General features: G+C 30.2%; 17 protein-coding genes. 9 read left to right on the top strand and 8 right to left on the bottom strand.

Annotation, left to right across the window (positions count from 1 at the left end; translation table 11 throughout):
* The first annotated feature begins 15 nt into the window (after positions 1-15).
* The 8 genes from P2G10_RS05750 (at position 16) to P2G10_RS05715 (ending at position 8936) form a co-directional block, all read left to right on the top strand.
* The gene (locus tag P2G10_RS05750) at positions 16-963 is read left to right on the top strand and encodes an alpha/beta fold hydrolase (RefSeq protein ID WP_275315606.1); all 948 of its coding nucleotides are present in this window, start codon (positions 16-18) and stop codon (positions 961-963) included.
* Positions 964-1154: 191 nt separating this feature from the next.
* Positions 1155-2930 carry a 30S ribosomal protein S1 gene (rpsA, locus tag P2G10_RS05745; protein ID WP_218772493.1) on the top strand — a complete coding sequence of 592 codons (1776 nt, stop codon included), beginning with the start codon at positions 1155-1157 and terminating at the stop codon, positions 2928-2930.
* A gap of 136 nt (positions 2931-3066) precedes the next feature.
* The gene (locus tag P2G10_RS05740; protein ID WP_275315605.1) at positions 3067-3423 is read left to right on the top strand and encodes a hypothetical protein; all 357 of its coding nucleotides are present in this window, start codon (positions 3067-3069) and stop codon (positions 3421-3423) included.
* 198 nt (positions 3424-3621) lie between these two features.
* A complete protein-coding gene (gene glmM, locus P2G10_RS05735; RefSeq protein WP_275315604.1) occupies positions 3622-5013 on the top strand; it encodes a phosphoglucosamine mutase in 1392 nt (463 codons plus the stop codon).
* Between the two features lie 188 nt (positions 5014-5201).
* Positions 5202-6668 (top strand): aminotransferase class V-fold PLP-dependent enzyme, encoded by a 1467-nt coding sequence (locus tag P2G10_RS05730; protein ID WP_275315603.1) that lies wholly within the window; start codon positions 5202-5204, stop codon positions 6666-6668.
* Between the two features lies 1 nt (position 6669).
* Positions 6670-7743 (top strand): M14 family metallopeptidase, encoded by a 1074-nt coding sequence (locus tag P2G10_RS05725; RefSeq protein WP_275315602.1) that lies wholly within the window; start codon positions 6670-6672, stop codon positions 7741-7743.
* A 61-nt stretch (positions 7744-7804) separates the two neighbouring features.
* The gene (locus P2G10_RS05720) at positions 7805-8284 is read left to right on the top strand and encodes an Lrp/AsnC family transcriptional regulator (RefSeq protein ID WP_218772498.1); all 480 of its coding nucleotides are present in this window, start codon (positions 7805-7807) and stop codon (positions 8282-8284) included.
* A gap of 109 nt (positions 8285-8393) precedes the next feature.
* Entirely contained in the window at positions 8394-8936 is a 543-nt protein-coding gene (locus tag P2G10_RS05715) for a PepSY-associated TM helix domain-containing protein (RefSeq protein WP_275315600.1), read from the top strand.
* Here P2G10_RS05715 and P2G10_RS05710 read toward each other — a convergent pair.
* The 6 genes from P2G10_RS05710 to P2G10_RS05685 form a co-directional block, all read right to left on the bottom strand.
* Complete coding sequence (locus tag P2G10_RS05710) at positions 8933-9628, bottom strand: pseudouridine synthase (protein WP_275315598.1); 696 nt, start codon at positions 9626-9628, stop codon at positions 8933-8935. The two genes, P2G10_RS05715 and P2G10_RS05710, sit on opposite strands and share 4 nt — an antisense overlap.
* 5 nt (positions 9629-9633) lie before the next feature.
* Positions 9634-10836 carry a multidrug effflux MFS transporter gene (locus P2G10_RS05705; RefSeq protein ID WP_275315597.1) on the bottom strand — a complete coding sequence of 401 codons (1203 nt, stop codon included), beginning with the start codon at positions 10834-10836 and terminating at the stop codon, positions 9634-9636.
* A 411-nt stretch (positions 10837-11247) separates the two neighbouring features.
* Complete coding sequence (locus tag P2G10_RS05700) at positions 11248-12495, bottom strand: NAD(P)/FAD-dependent oxidoreductase (RefSeq protein WP_275315596.1); 1248 nt, start codon at positions 12493-12495, stop codon at positions 11248-11250.
* Position 12496: 1 nt separating this feature from the next.
* A complete protein-coding gene (locus tag P2G10_RS05695) occupies positions 12497-13507 on the bottom strand; it encodes a 4-hydroxyproline epimerase (protein ID WP_218772508.1) in 1011 nt (336 codons plus the stop codon).
* Positions 13508-13510: 3 nt separating this feature from the next.
* Positions 13511-15088, bottom strand: a complete 1578-nt coding sequence (locus P2G10_RS05690; protein WP_275315595.1) for an aldehyde dehydrogenase (NADP(+)) — start codon at positions 15086-15088, stop codon at positions 13511-13513.
* Positions 15089-15254: 166 nt separating this feature from the next.
* Entirely contained in the window at positions 15255-16211 is a 957-nt protein-coding gene (locus tag P2G10_RS05685) for a dihydrodipicolinate synthase family protein (protein ID WP_218772510.1), read from the bottom strand.
* A gap of 143 nt (positions 16212-16354) precedes the next feature.
* On the opposite strand from P2G10_RS05685, the gene P2G10_RS05680 reads away from it, so the two are divergent.
* Positions 16355-17200: an AraC family transcriptional regulator gene (locus P2G10_RS05680; RefSeq protein WP_275315594.1), complete on the top strand. Its 846-nt coding sequence runs from the start codon at positions 16355-16357 to the stop codon at positions 17198-17200.
* Positions 17201-17441: 241 nt separating this feature from the next.
* On the opposite strand, the gene P2G10_RS05675 is transcribed toward P2G10_RS05680, so the two are convergent.
* Together P2G10_RS05675 and P2G10_RS05670 are read right to left on the bottom strand one after the other, a co-directional pair.
* Positions 17442-18041, bottom strand: a complete 600-nt coding sequence (locus tag P2G10_RS05675) for a DUF6642 family protein (RefSeq protein ID WP_275315593.1) — start codon at positions 18039-18041, stop codon at positions 17442-17444.
* A 197-nt stretch (positions 18042-18238) separates the two neighbouring features.
* Positions 18239-18862: a MarC family protein gene (locus P2G10_RS05670; protein WP_218772513.1), complete on the bottom strand. Its 624-nt coding sequence runs from the start codon at positions 18860-18862 to the stop codon at positions 18239-18241.
* Between the last annotated feature and the right edge of the window lie 332 nt (positions 18863-19194).

Below are 19194 nucleotides of genomic sequence, written 5' to 3'. Positions count from 1 at the left end.
ATCCAAATTTACTCAATGAAATACGTTATCAAAATTCTTAAAATTGCTTTAACCTTTATTTTATTGATTGTTATAGGAATAACCTTTTTATATGGGCATCGAGATATTCCGCTAAAAGAATTGAAAGAAAAATATGTAAACGAAGCTTCTTCGTTTATTTCTGTAAACGGAATGGATATCCATTACCGTGATGAAGGAAATAAAAATGATTCAATTCCAATTTTACTTATTCACGGTACAGGATCAAGTTTACACACTTTTGATGCTTGGACGGATACTTTAAAGAAAACAAAAAGAGTATTAAGAATGGATCTTCCTGCATACGGATTAACAGGGCCATTTCCTGATCGTAATTATTCGATGACCAATTACACCAATTTTGTAGCTAGGTTTTTAAAAAAGTTAGCTATCGAAAAATGTATTATAGCAGGTAATTCTTTAGGCGGACAAATAGCTTGGAATTTTACGGTAAAAGAACCATCGATGGTATCAAAGTTAATTTTAATTGATGCTGCTGGTTATCCTATGGAATCTAAAAGTGTTCCTCTTGCTTTTAAAATAGCTCAAACACCTGTTCTTAGCAAGCTACTTACGTATATAACGCCTCGTTTTGTAGTGAAATCGAGTGTAGAGAATGTATATTATAATACATCTAAAGTAACTGATTCTTTAGTCGATCGCTATTTTGACCTTACCTTAAGAGAGGGGAATCGTCAGGCTTTTGTAGATCGTTTTAATATGAAATCACCTGCAAGTTCATCTGCAAAAATTAAAACAATCAAGCAACCAACATTGATACTTTGGGGAGCAGAAGATTTTTTAATTCCTTTAAAAAATGCGTATCAATTTCAAAAAGACTTACCTAATAATAGTTTAATAATCTTAAAAGAAGTTGGGCATACTCCTATGGAAGAAAGTCCTACAGAAAGTTTAGCACCTGTATTGTATTTTATAAACGAGTAGAAATATTTTTAGTCAACTTACTTAAAACCAAAACCTTTATAGGTTATTTAAATAAAACTTCGTAAATTTGCACTCCTTTTTACAATAACAGATTTATAAAAGGAACGAGAAAATAAAATTTATATAAATTTCTCTTGGCGTTAGTGTTGTTAAGAATCTGGCTAACAAAAAGATACAAAGTATTATTCAGAATGTCTGAAGAAACAAAAACAACTGCAGAAGCAGTTACAGTAAATCCAGCAGAATTTTTAGCAACATTTAACTGGCATAAATACGAAGAAGGTATTGATGAAGTTGATGAATCTAAATTACAAGAATTCGAAAAAGCCTTAGAAGGTACAGTAGGTTTTGTAAACGAACGTGATGTAATTGAAGGTAAAGTTACAAGAATTACTGATAGAGATGCAATTATCGATATCAACTCTAAGTCAGAGGGAGTAATTTCTTTAAACGAATTCCGTTACAATCCAGGTTTAGCTGTTGGTGATTCTGTAGAGGTATTAGTTGACAAAAGAGAAGATGCTTCTGGTCAATTAGTGTTATCTCACAAAAAAGCACGTGTAATAAAAGCATGGGAACGTGTTAATAATGCACATGAAACTGGTGAAATCGTTAACGGTTTTGTTAAGTGTAGAACTCGTGGAGGTATGATCGTTGATGTATTTGGTATTGAAGCATTCTTACCAGGTTCTCAAATTGACGTGAAGCCTATTAGAGATTACGATCAGTATGTAGAGAAAACTATGGAATTCAAAGTTGTGAAAATCAACCACGAATTTAAGAACGTAGTAGTATCTCATAAAGCGTTAATCGAAGCAGATTTAGAAGATCAGAAAAAAGAAATCATCGGTCAATTAGAAAAAGGACAAGTATTAGAAGGTGTTGTTAAAAACATTACTTCTTATGGTGTCTTTGTTGATTTAGGTGGTGTTGACGGATTAGTACATATTACTGATTTATCTTGGTCTCGTATCAACCACCCGAATGAGGTTGTTGAATTAGATCAGAAATTAAATGTTGTAATTTTAGACTTTGATGATAACAAATCTAGAATCCAATTAGGATTAAAACAATTATCTGCTCATCCTTGGGAAGCTTTAAATACTGAATTAGCAGTAGGTGATAAAGTAAAAGGTAAAGTTGTTGTTTTAGCTGATTATGGTGCATTCGTAGAGGTTGAAGAAGGTGTTGAAGGATTAATTCACGTTTCTGAAATGTCTTGGTCTACACACTTACGTTCTGCGCAAGATTTCGTAAAAGTTGGTGATGAAGTAGAAGCTCAAATCTTAACATTAGATCGTGAAGATCGTAAGATGTCTTTAGGTATGAAGCAATTACACCCAGATCCATGGACAGATATTACAACTAAATATCCTGTAAACTCAACTCATACTGGTACTGTGCGTAACTACACTAACTTTGGTGTATTCGTAGAATTAGAAGAGGGAATTGACGGATTAGTGTATATCTCTGATTTATCTTGGACTAAGAAAATTAAGCACCCATCAGATTTTGTAACTGTTGGTGATAAATTAGAAGTTCAAGTATTAGAATTAGATGTAGAAAACCGTAAGTTAAACTTAGGTCACAAGCAAACTCAAGATAATCCTTGGGATGCTCATGAAGCTACGTATACAATCGGATCTACTCACGAAGGTTCTATTAAAGAGAAGAATGATAAAGGTGCAACTGTAGTATTTGCAGATGGTATCGAAGCATTCGCTCCAACTCGTTTCTTAGAAAAAGAAGACGGTTCTAAATTAGAAAAAGGTGATGCTGTAAAGTTCATCGTTACTGAATTTAGTAAAGAATACCGTAGAATTGTTGTTTCTCATACTTCTCTTTTCAAAGAAGAAGAAAAGAAAAACATCAAGGCTGCTGCTAAAAAAGCTGCTGACGTAGAAAAAACTACTTTAGGGGATATTGGTGGATTAGCTGAATTAAAAAGAAAAATGGAAGGAAAATAATCTCCTGAAATCATAAATTTTAAAACCGCTACGCAAGTAGTGGTTTTTTTTTATTTCCAACTTTACAGATAATAATAATAATAATAGGTAAATTACTTTATGCCTATATTACTTAAAATAAAACATTAAGAATATTATGAAATTATTTAAAAAAGTTACAAGTGCTTTATTAGTATTTATTTTTGCTATAACTTTAAATAGTTGTTCTGGTTGTGATAATCAAAACCCTTCAGCAAGAGTTATAAATAATGGAATAGATGATGTGAGCGTACAAATTAAAACTTCAGGAGGTAATACTGAAAATATTAATAATATAGAACCAGGTATGTCATCTAATTCTGTAAGCTATGCTGCAGGTGTAATTGAGTATACAATTGTTCTAAAAGATAAAACAGAAGTAGTAGAAACAGTTACCATGGCATTTTGTAGAACATATAAAATTTCTATAGATGAAAATAACACTATTACTACAACATCTAGTGTGGTAGATTAATAAAATTCTCATCATATTTAAAATAAAAACTTCTTAAATTTAGTTTAAGGAGTTTTTATTTGTTTTATATACTATTTCACAAATTTAATATTAAAACATAATTAGTACTATGTGTAACTTATGTTACAGTTAAACCTCTTTTGAAGTGTTAGTATTTTCTTAAATACTAGTATATTTGTGATTAAAATAAAAAGAAAGATGACACTTATAAAATCTATATCAGGAATTAGAGGAACAATAGGAGGAAACACTGGTGAAAACCTTACTCCGGTTGATGCTGTAAAATTTGCTGCTGCATACGGAGCATTTATTCAAAAAAGAAATCCGAGTGCAAAGGAGATTAAAGTTGTTATAGGAAGAGATGCTCGTATTTCTGGTAAAATGATTAGTAATTTAGTAGCAAATACTTTAGTAGGTTTAGGTATTAATGTAATTGATTTAGGATTATCTACAACACCAACCGTTGAAGTTGCTGTTCCGTTAGAAAAAGCAGAAGGAGGAATTATTTTAACCGCTTCTCATAATCCGAAACAATGGAATGCCTTAAAACTATTAAATGAGAAGGGTGAGTTTTTAAATGGAGCTGATGGAGAAGAAATCTTACGATTAGCAGATAGTGAAGATTTTATTTTTGCTGAAGTTGATGATTTAGGTACCTACAAGAAAAATAAAAAATACTTAAAAAAACATATTAAAGAAGTTTTAAAGTTAGATTTAGTTGATGTAAAAGCAATTAAAAAAGCCAAGTTTAAAGTCGTTGTTGACGGAGTTAATTCTACCGGAGGAATTTTTATTCCCGCTTTGTTAAAAGAGTTAGGCGTTAAGTGTATAGAGTTATACTGTGAGCCAAACGGACAATTTCCTCATAACCCTGAACCTTTAAAAGAGAACTTAACTGATATTTCTAAGCTAGTAGTTAAGAAAAAAGCTGATTTAGGTATTGTAGTTGATCCTGATGTTGATCGTTTAGCATTAATATCTGAAGACGGTTCTATGTTTGGTGAAGAATATACTTTAGTAGCTTGTGCAGATTATGTATTAGGAAGATTAGGAGGCGGAAATACGGTTTCTAACTTATCATCATCAAGAGCATTGCGTGATGTTACCGAAAAACATGGCGGCACGTACACTGCTTCTGCAGTAGGAGAAGTAAATGTAGTACAAATGATGAAGGATACCGATACTGTTATTGGTGGCGAGGGAAATGGAGGTATCATTTACCCAGCTTCTCATTATGGTCGTGATTCATTAGTTGGTGTTGCGTTATTTTTATCGCACTTAGCACATAAAAAAATGTCTTGTAAAGAATTAAGAGATTCTTATCCTGGTTACTTTATGAGTAAAAATAAAATAGAATTAACACCTCAAATCGATGTTGATAAAATTTTAGAAACAATGGCTTCTAAATATAAAGACGAAGATGTGAATACAATTGATGGAGTGAAAATTGATTTTGATACAGAATGGGTGCACTTACGTAAATCGAATACCGAACCTATTGTTAGAATTTACACTGAAAGTACAAGTCAAGAAAATGCAGACACACTTGCAGAGCGATTTATAACAGAAATAGAACAAATAATAAAATAAAAATCACCTATATAGTGTGGTTTTAAAATATAATATTAAAGTTTTTACTTCTTTGAAAACACTATTTTAATAGGAGGTAAGTTTAGACTTTAAATAAACAAAAGTTACAAATTAGTTAATATTATAAACCGTTTAGGCTAACTCTTAGTAGAACTCTAATTTTAGACCATAAAAACAATATTAAAATTATGAATTTAGAACAATATTTTGCTAAGTTTAAAAAAAACATTGTTGGCATCAATCAAACATATACATCTCCTTATGGAGAACAAAAAATGTTATATACTGATTGGACTGCTAGTGGTAGATTATACAGACCTATAGAAGAAAAATTATTAAATGAATTTGGCCCATTTGTAGCAAATACACATACAGAAACATCTACTTCAGGAGCCGCTATGACATTAGCTTATCATGAAGCTAGAAATATAATTAAGCGTCATGTAAATGCTTCAAAAGATGATGTATTAATTACTGAAGGATCAGGAATGACGGGTGTTGTAAATAAATTTCAACGTATTTTAGGTTTAAAGGTTTCTGAAAACTTAAAAGAGCATACAGAAATACCTGAAGAAAAACGTCCGATTGTTTTTGTAAGTCATATGGAGCACCACTCTAACCAAACATCATGGATAGAAACAATAGCTGATGTAGCTGTTGTACCTTGTAACAAAGAAGGCCTTATATGCTTAGAAATGTTTGAGGAAATCATAAAAGAGTATATAGATAGGCCTATAAAAATTGCATCGATTATTGCAGGTTCTAATGTAACAGGTATTAAAACAGATTATCATAAAGTAGCTTCATTAATTCATAAATATGGAGGTTTATGTTTTGTTGATTTTGCTTGTTCGGCGCCTTATGTTGATATAAATATGCATCCAGAAAATGAAGATGAGTATTTAGATGCTGTTTTCTTTTCTCCTCATAAATTTTTAGGAGGACCAGGAAGTTCTGGAGTATTGATTTTTAATAAAAAATTATATAAAAACATGATTCCTGATAATCCAGGTGGTGGAACTGTTAGCTACACCAATCCTTGGGGAGGACATGATTATTTTGATGATGTTGAAACACGAGAAGATGGTGGAACTCCAGCTTTTTTACAAACGATTAAAATAGCATTGTCTATTCAGTTAAAAAATCAGATGGGAACTGATAAGATGAAAGAACGTGAAGATGAAATAAACCCTATTATTTTTAATTGTTTGGAAAACTTAGAAGGTGTAAAAATTTTAGCGCCTAATACTAAAGATCGATTGAGTATTTTTTCTTTTTACTATGAAAAGTACCATTTCAATTTAGTGGTTAAATTATTAAACGATCGTTTCGGAATTCAAACAAGAGGAGGTTGTTCTTGTGCCGGTACTTATGGTCACTTTTTATTAAATGTAGATTTAGATAAATCAAACAAAATAAAAGATCAAATATTAGAAGGTTGTAATACTGATAAACCAGGTTGGGTACGTTTGTCTGTACACCCTACAATTACAGATACCGAAATACAATTTATTTGTAATTCATTAAAAACCTTAACTGAAAATATAGAAGAATGGTCTAAAGATTATATGTATGATATGGTTAAAAATGATTATATCCATGCTACAACCGAGCCTATAGAAAAAGAATTAATTGCAGATTGGTTTACTTTATAATATGAATCTTTTAGACGCTACATTTTTAGAAGAACATTATTCTGAAATTAAAGAAGAAAGAATATCAGGAAGGCATATAACACTTAATGATATTAAGCCTCTTTTTGATGGCTTAGATAAAAATATCGAACATAAAATTATAGGTAAATCTGAAGTAGGTAAGGATATTTATCAATTAAAATTAGGATCCGGTAAAAGAAAAATACTTGTATGGAGCCAAATGCATGGTAATGAAAGTACAGGTACTAAAGCAGTGTTCGATTTTTTAAATTTCATAAAACTACACTCAAAAAATAAAATAGTCACAGCAGTTTTAGAGAACTGTACTATAAAAATTATACCGATGTTAAATCCTGATGGAGCAGAGGTATATACGCGTGTTAATGCGAATGGAATCGATTTAAACAGAGATGCTGTTGCTTTGCAAGCTAAAGAAAGTAAGTTATTACGTAGCATATTAGATAGGTTTAAACCAGATTTTTGTTTTAACCTTCATGATCAGAGAACTATTTTTGGGGTAGAGGGAACCAAAAACCCGGCTACTATTTCATTTTTAGCTCCTTCAGAAGAAGAAAGTCGCAAAATTACAAAAGGTCGTAAAGAAACTATGAATGTTATAGTCTCTATGAATGGCTTACTTCAAAAAATAATTCCAAATTATATAGGTCGTTATACTGATGAGTTTTATCCGACGGCAACTGGAGATAATTTTCAGAAATTAGGACATAACACTATTTTGATAGAAGGAGGTCATTATCCGAATGATTACGAACGAGAAATCGTAAGAAAATATAATTTCTTTGCTATTTTACAAGGAATATATCATATTTCGGTTGCTGAAAACTTCGAAAATCACTTAGATTATTTATCTATTCCAAACAATATCAAGAACTTCTATGATGTTATTTATAGGTCAAAAAATAATCAAAAAGATGTAGCATATCAGTATGTAGAGAAATTAGAAAATAGTAAATTTGCACTGGATTTAATGAAAGAAAAAGAAGGCGATTTATCTTCATATTTGGGGCATAAAGAATTCAAAGGAAAAGATATAAATCTAAATATTTCTCAGTAAAAGTCTTTTTTAAATAGAAAAAAATCATATTTTAGCAATATTACTTGAATAAAACAGAAAAATGAAAAAGTTTGTATTAGATGAGATTGATCATCAAATTTTAGATATTTTAATTGAAAATGCGCGTACTCCTTTTACCGACATTGCAAAAAAGTTATTAGTATCAGCTGGTACTATTCACGTGCGTGTTAAAAAGATGGAAGATGAAGGTATTATTCAAGGTTCAACACTAACTTTGAACTACGATAAAATGGGATATACTTTTATAGCTCATGTAGGTGTATATTTAGAAAAAACATCTATGACTCAGCATGTTTTAGATAGTTTGCGTTTAATACCAAACGTAACTGTTGCTTATGTTACTGCTGGTAAATACAATATTTTTTGTAAAGTAAGAGCTAAAAGCACTAATGATGCAAAAGACATTATTTATAAAATAGATGATATTAGCGGAGTAAACCGAACTGAAACTATGATTTCTTTAGAAGAAAGCATTAATGACAAAAAACGTTTAATGCACGCTATTTTTCAGGAAATTTAAAAACTTACATATTAAATTAAAAAGGTTGACATAATTGTCAACCTTTTTTTGTTTATAAATATTATTTAAAGTTAATTCTGATATATTTGTTTTTTTTAAAATCAATTTAATGAAAGTAACAAATCGTAGTTTACACAGAGACTTTGCCTATTTTTATGTAGGTTTAATTATCGCTTTTTCTTTTTCGGGAATTATATTAAACCATAGAGGAGATTGGTATCCGATGGATTATACCTACGAAAACAAAGAAGTAGCTATTACTTTGCCAAAAGATTCTAAAAATATAACCAAAGAGTTTCTTATAGATGCTACTAAAGATTTTAATTTAAAATATGATGGTCATAGAGTAAGAGATAATAAACTTAGAGTATATTATAAGAATAATACCATTTTAGATGTTGATATGAAATCTGGTATTGCTAGTTTAGAATTTAAACAAAAAGTGCCAATAATTGGTCATGCTATGTATTTACATAAATCGACAAATAATTTTTGGATATGGTATTCTGATATTTTTGGTGCAGCAATGTTATTAATCGCTATTACTGGTATTTTAATCCCTGCAGGTAAAAACGGATTTTCTAAAAGAGGGTGGAAGCTAGCGCTATTAGGTATGATTTTTCCACTATTATTTTTAATATTATTTCCTTAAACATACCAATTAAAACGTTTAAAAACGATATTCCAGTCATTTGGTAAATCTGCCTTTATTAGTTGTTTTTCGTTAGAAAAAGGATGTATAAACTCTAAAGAATATGCATGTAAGAATAAATTTTCACAGTTAAAATTATCAATAAACATTACATTATGATTCTTGTCACCATATTTCGGATCACCAATAAGTGGATGGCTAATTTTATTCATATGAATACGCAACTGATGTAATCTTCCTGTGGTAGGTTTCATCTCTACTAAGCTATATCGAGAACTATCGTAAGGTTTTACAGGAATATCTACAATAACATTCGTAACCGTTTTTAAATGTGTTTCTGCCCCTTTATAAACGTCAGAATCTCTTCCTTTTACAGGAGAATTAATCACTTTACTTTCTGGAGAATGTCCTCTTACAATTCCGTAATATGTTTTTTGAATCTCATTATTTGTAAATAACTCTTGAAATTTAGAAACATGTTTGGTTTCTTTAGCTAATAAAATGATTCCTGAAGTTTTTCTATCTAATCGATGTATCGGATAAAATTTATGACCGAATTGATTAAATAATAATTGCAATAAAGAATCTTCATCAGAAACATTTCTAGAATGATGCGCATGATGTACAACTACATTATTAGGTTTGGCAACACAAAGTACATAATCGTCTTCAAAAAGAATAGTAATGCTCATAAAGTTTAATTATTTGTAATTTTTAACTTCGTAAAGTTCAATAATAATAACGATAAAATTCCGCAAATTAAAAAACCTACAAACAAAGGCAGGGTAGTGGTTTCGACATATTTTCCAATAAGGGTAGCAATAGGAACTGCCATAATTGTAGATACGAATCCGTTTATTGCAGCTCCAACACCTGCAATATGACCAACAGGTTGCATTGCTAAAGCTCTTAAATTTCCGAAGAGAAAACCGATAGAGAAAAACTGTATGGCAAAAAAAGGTATTAATACAGTAATACTAGGGTTTTCTTTTCCATAAAATAAGACGATATAAATAATTGGAATTAAAGTAAAAACAATTAAAAAAGTAGAAATTAATTTTAACATTCCGAACTTCATTACAAAAGTTCCGTTTAAAAAAGTTGCAAATCCTACCGAAATAGCTAAACCTGCAAATATGTATGGAAATTCATTTGCTAAATCATATTGTACTTGAAAAATACGTTGTGAAGCACTTAAATACACCATAAAAGAACCTGTTATAAACCCAGATATTAAGGTAAATACAACGGCTTGTTTATGTTTTAAAAATTCCTTTGTTCCTTCAATAAAAAGACTAAAAGACAAGGTTGTTCTGTTTTCTTTTTTTAATGTTTCTGGCTGGCGCTTCCATAACCAAATCATAACAATAAAGCCATATATTAATTGACTATAAAATATAAATTTCCAACCGTAAGCATCTAACATCAACTTACCAATAGCAGGCGCTACAACAGGAACTAGGATGAAAATAACCACTATAAAAGACATTATTTTGGCCATATAATTACCTTCAAAACTATCTCTTACCATAGCAATACTAATTGTTCTCGGAGCAGATAAACCAATACCTTGTAATATTCTACCAAAAACCATCATTTCTATACTTGTAGCGCTGATACATATAAAACTGGCAATAATAAAAACGATGAAACCAAAATATATTATAGGTTTTCTTCCTAAACTATCTGATATTGGTCCCGAAATTAACTGGCCAAAACCCAATCCTAAAAAAATCATAGTTACTAGTAACTGATTATCGTCTGAATTTTGTGGTATATTAATACTGATTCCTATTTGTTCTAAAGCAGGTAATAATGCATCAATAGATAATGCTACTAACGACATTAAGGCTGCCATTAAACCAATAAACTCTAATCTATATTTTTTATGTTTTTGCATTCGGCAAAAATAGGATGTTTATTTTGAGTAGGATTATTTAATAACTCTTTATTATAAAATAATCTATTTAACATAATATTAATTATAATACAAATTATATCATATTCAAGTTTTACTATAAACATTGGGTTTGTAAGTTATAATTATATTATGTTAAATATCCCAGAATGTTCTCGTTTCTATACAAGCTGTATTACTTGGGTCATTAAACATTCATTTTTTGGCATTTGTGAGAATTTAATATTCTGTACAATGGTTCATCATTTTTTAAATACGCGATTCTCAATAAACATTCGAACTATACAATTTGTATTATAATTCGACATTATGTTAAATTGCCTCTTGCCAAAACACTCGATTGCTTTTTAAGAATTTTTAAACCAAATAAACATTTTTAAGTCAATACTCATATTAAAATTTTCTATCAGGATTAAATGGACTTAAATCTAAAGTAGTCTTTTTTTCTGAAATTATTTCGGAAACTAACTTCCCTGTTGCTGGCCCCAAACTCCAACCCATCATCGAATGTCCTGTTGCAATTGTTAAATTATTACATTTAGAAGATTTACCAATATAAGGTAAACCATCTGGAGAGCATGGCCTTAATCCACAAGTTGCAGACTCTTTTTCTTCTTCAGAAATATTCAAATTGTTATAATAATTCTTAGCTGCATTGGCAATAGTTTGCACCCTAATTGGATTAATATTATGATTGATTCCTGCGATTTCCATCGTGCCAGCAAAACGTGTAAATCCTTGCATTGGTGTAACTGCTACTTTTGCTTCGCATAGTATTGCGGGAATTGTAATTCCTGTTTCTCTGTTTACATTAATTCTGTATCCTTTTCCAGCTTGTATTGGAATTTGTAATCCCAGTTTTTTAGTCAATAAAGGGCTCCAACTTCCTGCAGCTAAAACAACTTCATCAGCTTTTAATTCTTGTTTGTTTGTTATTATTTTTGAAACTTTTCCGTTTATTACTTCAATATCTTTTACGTGTTCATCAGCATAAAATATAACTCCTTTTATCTTTAAATACTTTACCATTTCAGGCATAAAATCTGTCGGAGTCATATGTGCATCCGAATCAAAATAAATAGCGCCTTTAATATTTAGGTTTGCATTTGGCTCTAGAACATCAACTTCTTTTTTTGTTAAATTTTTAACACCTAAACCTTCTTCAATTCCGCGTTTACCAATCTCCCATTCTGCTTCACCAACTTTATCTGATTGATAGCACATTAATAAACCTTTACGTTCATAGTGAAAATTAAATGTGTTAGATGCTTTAATGTCTTCGTATAAATCTCTACTTAAAATATTAATAGCTTTAATTACGGGAATTGCTTTTTTTACTTTAGACGCAGTAGCAGATTTTTTAAACGCCCAAGTCCATTTAAAAAAATTTACATTTAAACGAGGCTTTATATAAAAAGGACTCGTTGGATTAAGCATCCACTTAATTCCTTTATTAATCATTCCTGGAGCTGCTAACGGAATAAAATGGCTAGGTGTTATATAACCAGCATTAACATAGGATGCACCGTTAGAGAAATTAGATTTATCAATTATAGTTACTTGATGGCCTTCTTCTAAAAGATAATAAGCTGTACTTAAACCTATTATTCCTCCACCAATTATTATGACGTTTTTTTTCATATTAAATTACTTGGAAACCATGTGCATAAGGATCATCTTGATCGTCGATGGTAATTGTATTGTGCCCAAAAACTTTTGCCCAGCCTTGAATGCTTGGTATTATGGCTAATTTATTATCTAAAATGGTTTCTTTATCAACACGTCCTATAAATTTACTGCCAATAAAGCTTTCGTGTATAAATGCTTCTCCTAGTCTTAATTTTCCTTTGGCATACAATTGTGCTAACCTTGCAGAAGTACCAGTTCCACAAGGGCTTCTATCTATAGCTTTATCTCCATAAAAGACAGCATTTCTTCCTGATGATGTTGGGTCTATAGGGTTACCCGTCCACAGCATATGTGTTACATTTTTTATAGTTTTATTTTCTGGATGCACAAATTGATTAGGATATTTTTCGTTAATTCTATCACGTACTATTTGAGAATATTGAATAATCTTTGACGCTGTAAAATCATGAACACCAGAGAAGTTTTCCTGAGGATCTACTATGGCATAATAATTCCCGCCATAAGCAACATCAAACGTAATATTTCCTAACTCTGGACAATTTATTGTTAGCTCTTGAGCAGCTAAATAACTTTTTACATTAGTAAGTTTTACCCATTCAACCTTATTGTTTACTTGCTTGTATTCAATTTCTACTAAACCTGCAGGTGCTTCCATTTTAATTTTTCCTGGAATTTTAGGTTGTATTAAACCCTCTTCAATTGCAACTGTAATAGTACCAATTGTACCATGTCCACACATTGGTAAGCAACCTGACGTTTCAATAAATAAAATAGCAAAGTCATTGTCTGAACTATCTGGTGGATAAAGGATGCTACCACTCATCATATCATGTCCTCGAGGCTCAAACATTAGTCCCTTTCTTATCCAATCGAATTCTTTTAAAAAATAAAGTCGTTTTTCGCTTATGGTATTTCCAATTAATTTTGGGCCTCCACTTTTTATAACTCTAACAGGGTTTCCGCAAGTATGAGCATCTATACAAACAAATGTGTGCTTACTCATTTCTTATTTTTTTGCTCTTAATCCATCTATAACTCTAAAAATATTAGAAGGATTATCGTTTTTTAATTCATTTGGCAATAAATCATTTGGCCAATCTTGATAACTAAACGGACGTACCCAACGTTTTATAGAACCAACACCCACTGCTGTAAATCTACTATCTGTAGATGCAGGATAAGGACCTCCATGAACCATAGATTCGCAAACCTCTACTCCTGTTGGAACGCTATTAAAAATAATACGTCCTACTCTATTTTGTAGTGCAGCAATTACTGCTGGATAGTTAGCAACTTCATTTTCATAGGAAATTACAGTTCCTGTTAATTGCCCTTCTAAACTAGTAATAATCACTTCTAATTCTTCTACGTTTTTACATTGAACAATCATAGAAAAAGGTCCGAAAACTTCTAAATGTAATGCTGAGTTTTCTAAAAATGTTTTTCCATCGACAGTAACAATCGTTTGTGCTGCATAATTATTTTGAACCTCTGATGTATAGTTTGCTGTTACGGTAACGTTATCTTGCGACACTACTTTTTCTTTATTACTTATGTATCCTTTTTTAATATTTGGATGCAACATACACGACGGATTTATTTTAGTAATCTCTTCCGAGACATTATTTATAAAGCCTGTTAAATCATCGCTTTTAATACCTAATAATAATCCAGGATTTGTACAAAATTGACCTGTTCCTAAGGTAATAGAACTAGCATATGTTTTAGCAATGTCTGCTTGTCTGTTTTTTAGTGCTTCTGGTAAAATTATAACAGGATTAATACTTCCCATTTCTGCAAAAACAGGAATTGGTTCTGTTCTTTTTGAAGCTAAATCTAGTAAGGCTCTACCTCCGTTAATGCTTCCTGTAAAACCAACAGCTTTTACTTTTGGATGTGCCACTAATTGTTGTCCAACTTCTATTCCACTAGAATTTAAGTTAGAAAAAACACCATTTGGCATTCCTGTTTTTTTAGCTGCTTTAACAATAGCAGAAGCTACCAACTCTCCTGTGCCAGCATGCATTGGATGCGATTTTACAATTACTGGGCAACCTGAGGCTAAAGCTGCTGCTGTGTCTCCTCCTGCTGTAGAATAGGCTAAAGGAAAATTACTTGCGCCAAAAACGACAACTGGACCTAAAGGAATTAACATTTTTCTAATATCGGGTTTTGGTATTGGCTTTCTATTAGGTAGTGCGGTATCTATGGTTGCTTCAACCCAAGATCCTTCTGCTACTAAATTTGCAAAACTTCGTAATTGTCCAATTGTTCTTCCTCTTTCTCCTTTTGCTCTTCCTTCTGGCAAACCTGATTCTAAGCAATACGTTTTTATTAAGACATCGTCTAAGGCTAAAATTTCCTCTGCAATTGCGTTTAAAAATTCGGCTTTTTTAATTCCAGAAACAGTTCTAAGTTCTTTAAAAGCTTTTGCTGCTAAATTTACGGCGTCATCAATTTCTTGAGCTGTTGCTTCTGTAAAAACAGTAGCATTCTCTATATTTAATTCCGGATTAAAGGTTTTGTATTTTTTGATTCCGTTGGCAGATAATTGATTGCCAATAAAGTTTTTTCCTGATATCATTTTTATTGATTTATAAACTACTTTTTAGATTCTAGGTATTTTATCAATAATAGCTTTAGATGAAAATTTTTGTCATAATCATCTCTGAATATGTAAACGTTTTAAAATATCTATATTCTAGCTTCTTTAAAAACAAAGTTTTCTCTTTTTTGAATACTTAAAAATCTTAACCTACTAAATCCAGAACTTCAAGTCTTTCTTTTGCCAAAATATATCTTACACGGACATCATCAATTTGCTGTTGCGTTAATTTCTTACCAAAAGTACGAAGCCCTCCAGCAATATCATTATGATGAATTCCCATAGCAAGCTTAAGATACTCCATAAGCAGTGGCTGAGCATCTAGATACGACAATGGATTTAAAGCCTGAGAAATTTTGTATGCCTCAGTCCATTCTCCATTTAAAACATACTCCTGCATTGTTACACTTGCTTTTGGGAATATAGTACCTACACCTGTAATGCCACCACTTGCTCCAGCAAGACCTGCATATACAGTTACTGTGTCTACTCCAGCTAAAATTTTTAAATCTTTGTTCTCTAACATTAGGGTTTCAATAATGGAAACATCTATAGTAGATATTTTAAGAGCAGTTACCTTAGGAAGAACAGAAATTTTTTTAAGAAGTTCTGTTGAGAGCGCATGATAACCAGCTGCATCAGGATTGTTATAAGGCATAATTGTTACGCCTACATCTTTTGCAGTTGCTTCAGAAAGTGCATAGTACTCATACATTTCTTTTTCAGAAGGAACCGCCTTAGTTTTTGGCGGCATAACCATAACTGTATCAACTCCAACTGTTGAAAGTCCTTCAACAATTTTAGCAAGTTCTTCCTTAGTTTCTGCTGCTGCTCCACTAATCAACGGGACATGATATTCTTTAGCAACCTCAGAAAGAGATTTAAGTAAGCAAAGACGCTGCTTAGTGCTAAGGTAACTATTCTCACCCAGAGTTCCAGAACCGACAAGTCCACTCATTCTACTTCCTCCCTTTCCTTGAGTTTTTAAAATACCTGCCGCCTGTTTTTGTGTTGCATCGAGGTCAATTTCAAGAGAACCAGATTTTGATTCTTTCAACCATGTAAACACAGCAGGCATTACGCCGTTCCATTGTATACTCATAATTCCATTTTTAATGTTGTAAAATTAAAGAGTTAACAAATACTAAAATAAGATTAAATTACCCACTTTAGATACTATATTATCCTTAATAGTACATATTTTTGTATTATTGAGTAATTTTAAATTAAAATAAAATATTTAAAATGAAAGTTTTACCATTTAAAATTCCAAAACCAGAAAATAGTTTCTTAATTTATCAAGAAGATATAGAGGTTGTTTTTTATGATAAATTACATCAACATGATGAAATTCAGATTAGTTTTATTGAAAGAGGAAAAGGTACTTTATTAGTTGGTGATAAAGTTTCTAGCTATTCTGAAAATGATATTTTTATTATTGGAAGTAATTTACCACATGCATTTAAAAGTGATAAGAATACTGAAGACACCTCTAAAATGTTGAGTATTTTTTTTACAACATCTTCATTTGGTGATTCTTTTTTTGAATTAAATGAACTAGCAGAGATAAAAAATTTTTTATCTAAAACTTTACAAGGTTTAGTAATTAAAACACATAAAAATGAAATTATAAAAAACTTTATAAAACTAAAAGATGCTTCTAAATTAGAACGTTTTATCTTGTTTTTAGAGGTGCTGAAAATTTTTTCTAATGCAAAATCAGCTCCTCTTTCAATGTTTGTATACGATAAAAAATATTCTGATATTGAAGGAAAAAGGATGCGAAATGTATTTGATTTTACATTAGAAAACGCGTGTCAAAATATAACTTTAGATGATATTGCAAGCGTTGCGAATATGACAAAAAATGCGTTTTGCAAATATTTTAAAAAACGAACAAATAAAACGTTTGTTCGTTTTTTAATTGAACTACGGATTGAAAATGCTTGTAAATTATTAAGTACTAACAAGGATTTATCGATTAACGACATTGCTTTTAAATCTGGATTTAATAACATTTCTAACTTTAACAGACAATTTAAAATGATAAAACACATAACCCCTAACACGTTTAGGAAGACTAACCTTTAATGTATTATACTATTATTTTTTAATTGATATTTGACATGAATGATAATATAATTATAAGTGATTTTTTTGGTTCTACCAGAATTGAATAAGTTACTGACTTAAATTTACATTCCACACACCTCCTATTCCCTTTCAGAAAAGAGTGTTGCATTAATTGAGTAGAGAAATATTAGAGAAGAAACAAAATATTACAGTACAAGTTTTATGTAATCTGATAAATGTAAATCACATAATATTTATTTTAATAATATAATCTAAAATCAAGTAATTTACATGCTCTGTAATGTTTTTGATGTAATTCTTCTACAACATCTAACATATTATCATCTTCTTGAAATAAGTTAAAAAAAACTTTATCTAAGTTTGAACTAGAAACACCATTAAACTCATTGCCATAACCAGAAATACCTCTTGCGCCTGTGATATCTAAAAAATATTGAGCTTCTTCTTCATCTAAGTTTAAAACCTTAGTATTTGAAAAATGTAGAATTTTTCCTTTTAATCTTCCTTCAAAAATTTCTGCAATTTCTTGTAGGCTATAATAATAGTTATTTAAACAAATACTATTTGCTTCTCCTTTCATTACCAGGTAAATTACTTCATAATCTTTAAAATTATGATCATCTAAAACTAATGCATTTAAGCTAGCTTCTAAACTTTCAATGGTATCGCATGTTTTATAAATACTAGCTATTCCGTATTGTAAAGTCAATTGCTCTATATTTTTTTGAGCTTCCGTAATTTTTTTGGTTTCTATATTGTCAACACCTTCCAAACAGTATACAAAATAATCTCCTTCTGTAAATTTTTCTTGGGATAATTGTTGGTTTTTCTTTAACAAATTTCAGGTTTTATAACAGATAAATAAGAAACAAAATTAGTGTAACTTTTTTGTTTTTATATCATTTTATAAAAAACACAAGGCAAATAAATGTTAGCTTTAATAAATATGAATTATATTTAAAAACAGGTGGTTTTCTGACCAAATTTGATGTACATCTAACAGTACTTGGCAAGTTATTTAGCTTTTGTTGTAATCTATTTAGAAATTAAATCAAAAGATAATTTTATACCTTGTATAATCATTCCGGTTCCAATAATAGCTATTATTAATCCCATTATTTTACCTATTACAGAAATAACATTATTACCAACTACTTTAACTATTAAGTCACTTAATTTAAAAGTAAAATAAGTTAACAAACTCATAAATCCAAAAATAGCAATTACTAGAAATAATTGTAAAGACTCAGCTTTAGATACAAAATTCATTGCCGTTACAATAGTTCCTGGTCCCGCTAAAATAGGTATTGCAAGTGGTGAAACAGCTATGTTTTCATCTATATCTATATTATCAATGGTTTTTACATTAGATTGCTTTGATTGTAGCATATCAAAACCAATAAAAAAGATTAATATACCTCCTGTTATTTTAAATGCAGGAATACTAATATTAAATAATTCAAAAATATATTTACCTAAAAGTATAAATACAGTTACAATAATAAACGCCGTTATATTGGCTCTTTTATTAATATCTAATTTTGTTTTCTTGTCCGCTCCTTGCGTTAAAGACAAAAAAACGGTCATATTAGATATTGGATTTGTCATAGCAAAAAAGGCGGTAAATACGGTAATTGAAAACGTAATTATATTGTCCATGAATTGTCAATTTTAATGTTGCAAGAACTTGATTTACTTCTATTCTACCAAAGTATTTTTACTTTTTTTTTGAATAGTTATAAGTTTTAAATATATCCTAAATTAGAATTAATAAAGTTCTTTTTAATATAAAAATATACTCATATTATTAAGCACTAAAGTGTACTTAAGTATTAGTTCTTTATTTCTTCGGATGAATATGATACTGCAGTTTAATTATACTTCTTTTTAAGATGTATACAAAGTTTTAGTATACTTTAATTATGAGATGTATCCTAAAAACAAATCTGAATATGATATAGTTTTATCAAAATTATGGACGCTATAAATAT

The sequence above is a fragment of the Tenacibaculum bernardetii genome (assembly GCF_029125915.1).
GTDB lineage: Bacteria > Bacteroidota > Bacteroidia > Flavobacteriales > Flavobacteriaceae > Polaribacter > Polaribacter bernardetii.
This window is presented reverse-complemented; position numbering and strand designations above follow the sequence as displayed.

What these genes read in the sequence shown, in the direction of transcription:
- P2G10_RS05690 (WP_275315595.1), bottom strand. Translation starts at nt 15,088, where the DNA reads ATGATATCAGGAAAAAACTTTATTGGCAATCAATTATCTGCCAACGGA.
- P2G10_RS05695 (WP_218772508.1), bottom strand. Translation starts at nt 13,507, where the DNA reads ATGAGTAAGCACACATTTGTTTGTATAGATGCTCATACTTGCGGAAAC.
- P2G10_RS05670 (WP_218772513.1), bottom strand. Translation starts at nt 18,862, where the DNA reads ATGGACAATATAATTACGTTTTCAATTACCGTATTTACCGCCTTTTTT.
- rpsA (WP_218772493.1), top strand. Translation starts at nt 1,155, where the DNA reads ATGTCTGAAGAAACAAAAACAACTGCAGAAGCAGTTACAGTAAATCCA.
- P2G10_RS05750 (WP_275315606.1), top strand. Translation starts at nt 16, where the DNA reads ATGAAATACGTTATCAAAATTCTTAAAATTGCTTTAACCTTTATTTTA.
- P2G10_RS05705 (WP_275315597.1), bottom strand. Translation starts at nt 10,836, where the DNA reads ATGCAAAAACATAAAAAATATAGATTAGAGTTTATTGGTTTAATGGCA.
- glmM (WP_275315604.1), top strand. Translation starts at nt 3,622, where the DNA reads ATGACACTTATAAAATCTATATCAGGAATTAGAGGAACAATAGGAGGA.
- P2G10_RS05685 (WP_218772510.1), bottom strand. Translation starts at nt 16,211, where the DNA reads ATGAGTATACAATGGAACGGCGTAATGCCTGCTGTGTTTACATGGTTG.
- P2G10_RS05730 (WP_275315603.1), top strand. Translation starts at nt 5,202, where the DNA reads ATGAATTTAGAACAATATTTTGCTAAGTTTAAAAAAAACATTGTTGGC.
- P2G10_RS05740 (WP_275315605.1), top strand. Translation starts at nt 3,067, where the DNA reads ATGAAATTATTTAAAAAAGTTACAAGTGCTTTATTAGTATTTATTTTT.
- P2G10_RS05725 (WP_275315602.1), top strand. Translation starts at nt 6,670, where the DNA reads ATGAATCTTTTAGACGCTACATTTTTAGAAGAACATTATTCTGAAATT.
- P2G10_RS05680 (WP_275315594.1), top strand. Translation starts at nt 16,355, where the DNA reads ATGAAAGTTTTACCATTTAAAATTCCAAAACCAGAAAATAGTTTCTTA.
- P2G10_RS05715 (WP_275315600.1), top strand. Translation starts at nt 8,394, where the DNA reads ATGAAAGTAACAAATCGTAGTTTACACAGAGACTTTGCCTATTTTTAT.
- P2G10_RS05700 (WP_275315596.1), bottom strand. Translation starts at nt 12,495, where the DNA reads ATGAAAAAAAACGTCATAATAATTGGTGGAGGAATAATAGGTTTAAGT.
- P2G10_RS05710 (WP_275315598.1), bottom strand. Translation starts at nt 9,628, where the DNA reads ATGAGCATTACTATTCTTTTTGAAGACGATTATGTACTTTGTGTTGCC.
- P2G10_RS05720 (WP_218772498.1), top strand. Translation starts at nt 7,805, where the DNA reads ATGAAAAAGTTTGTATTAGATGAGATTGATCATCAAATTTTAGATATT.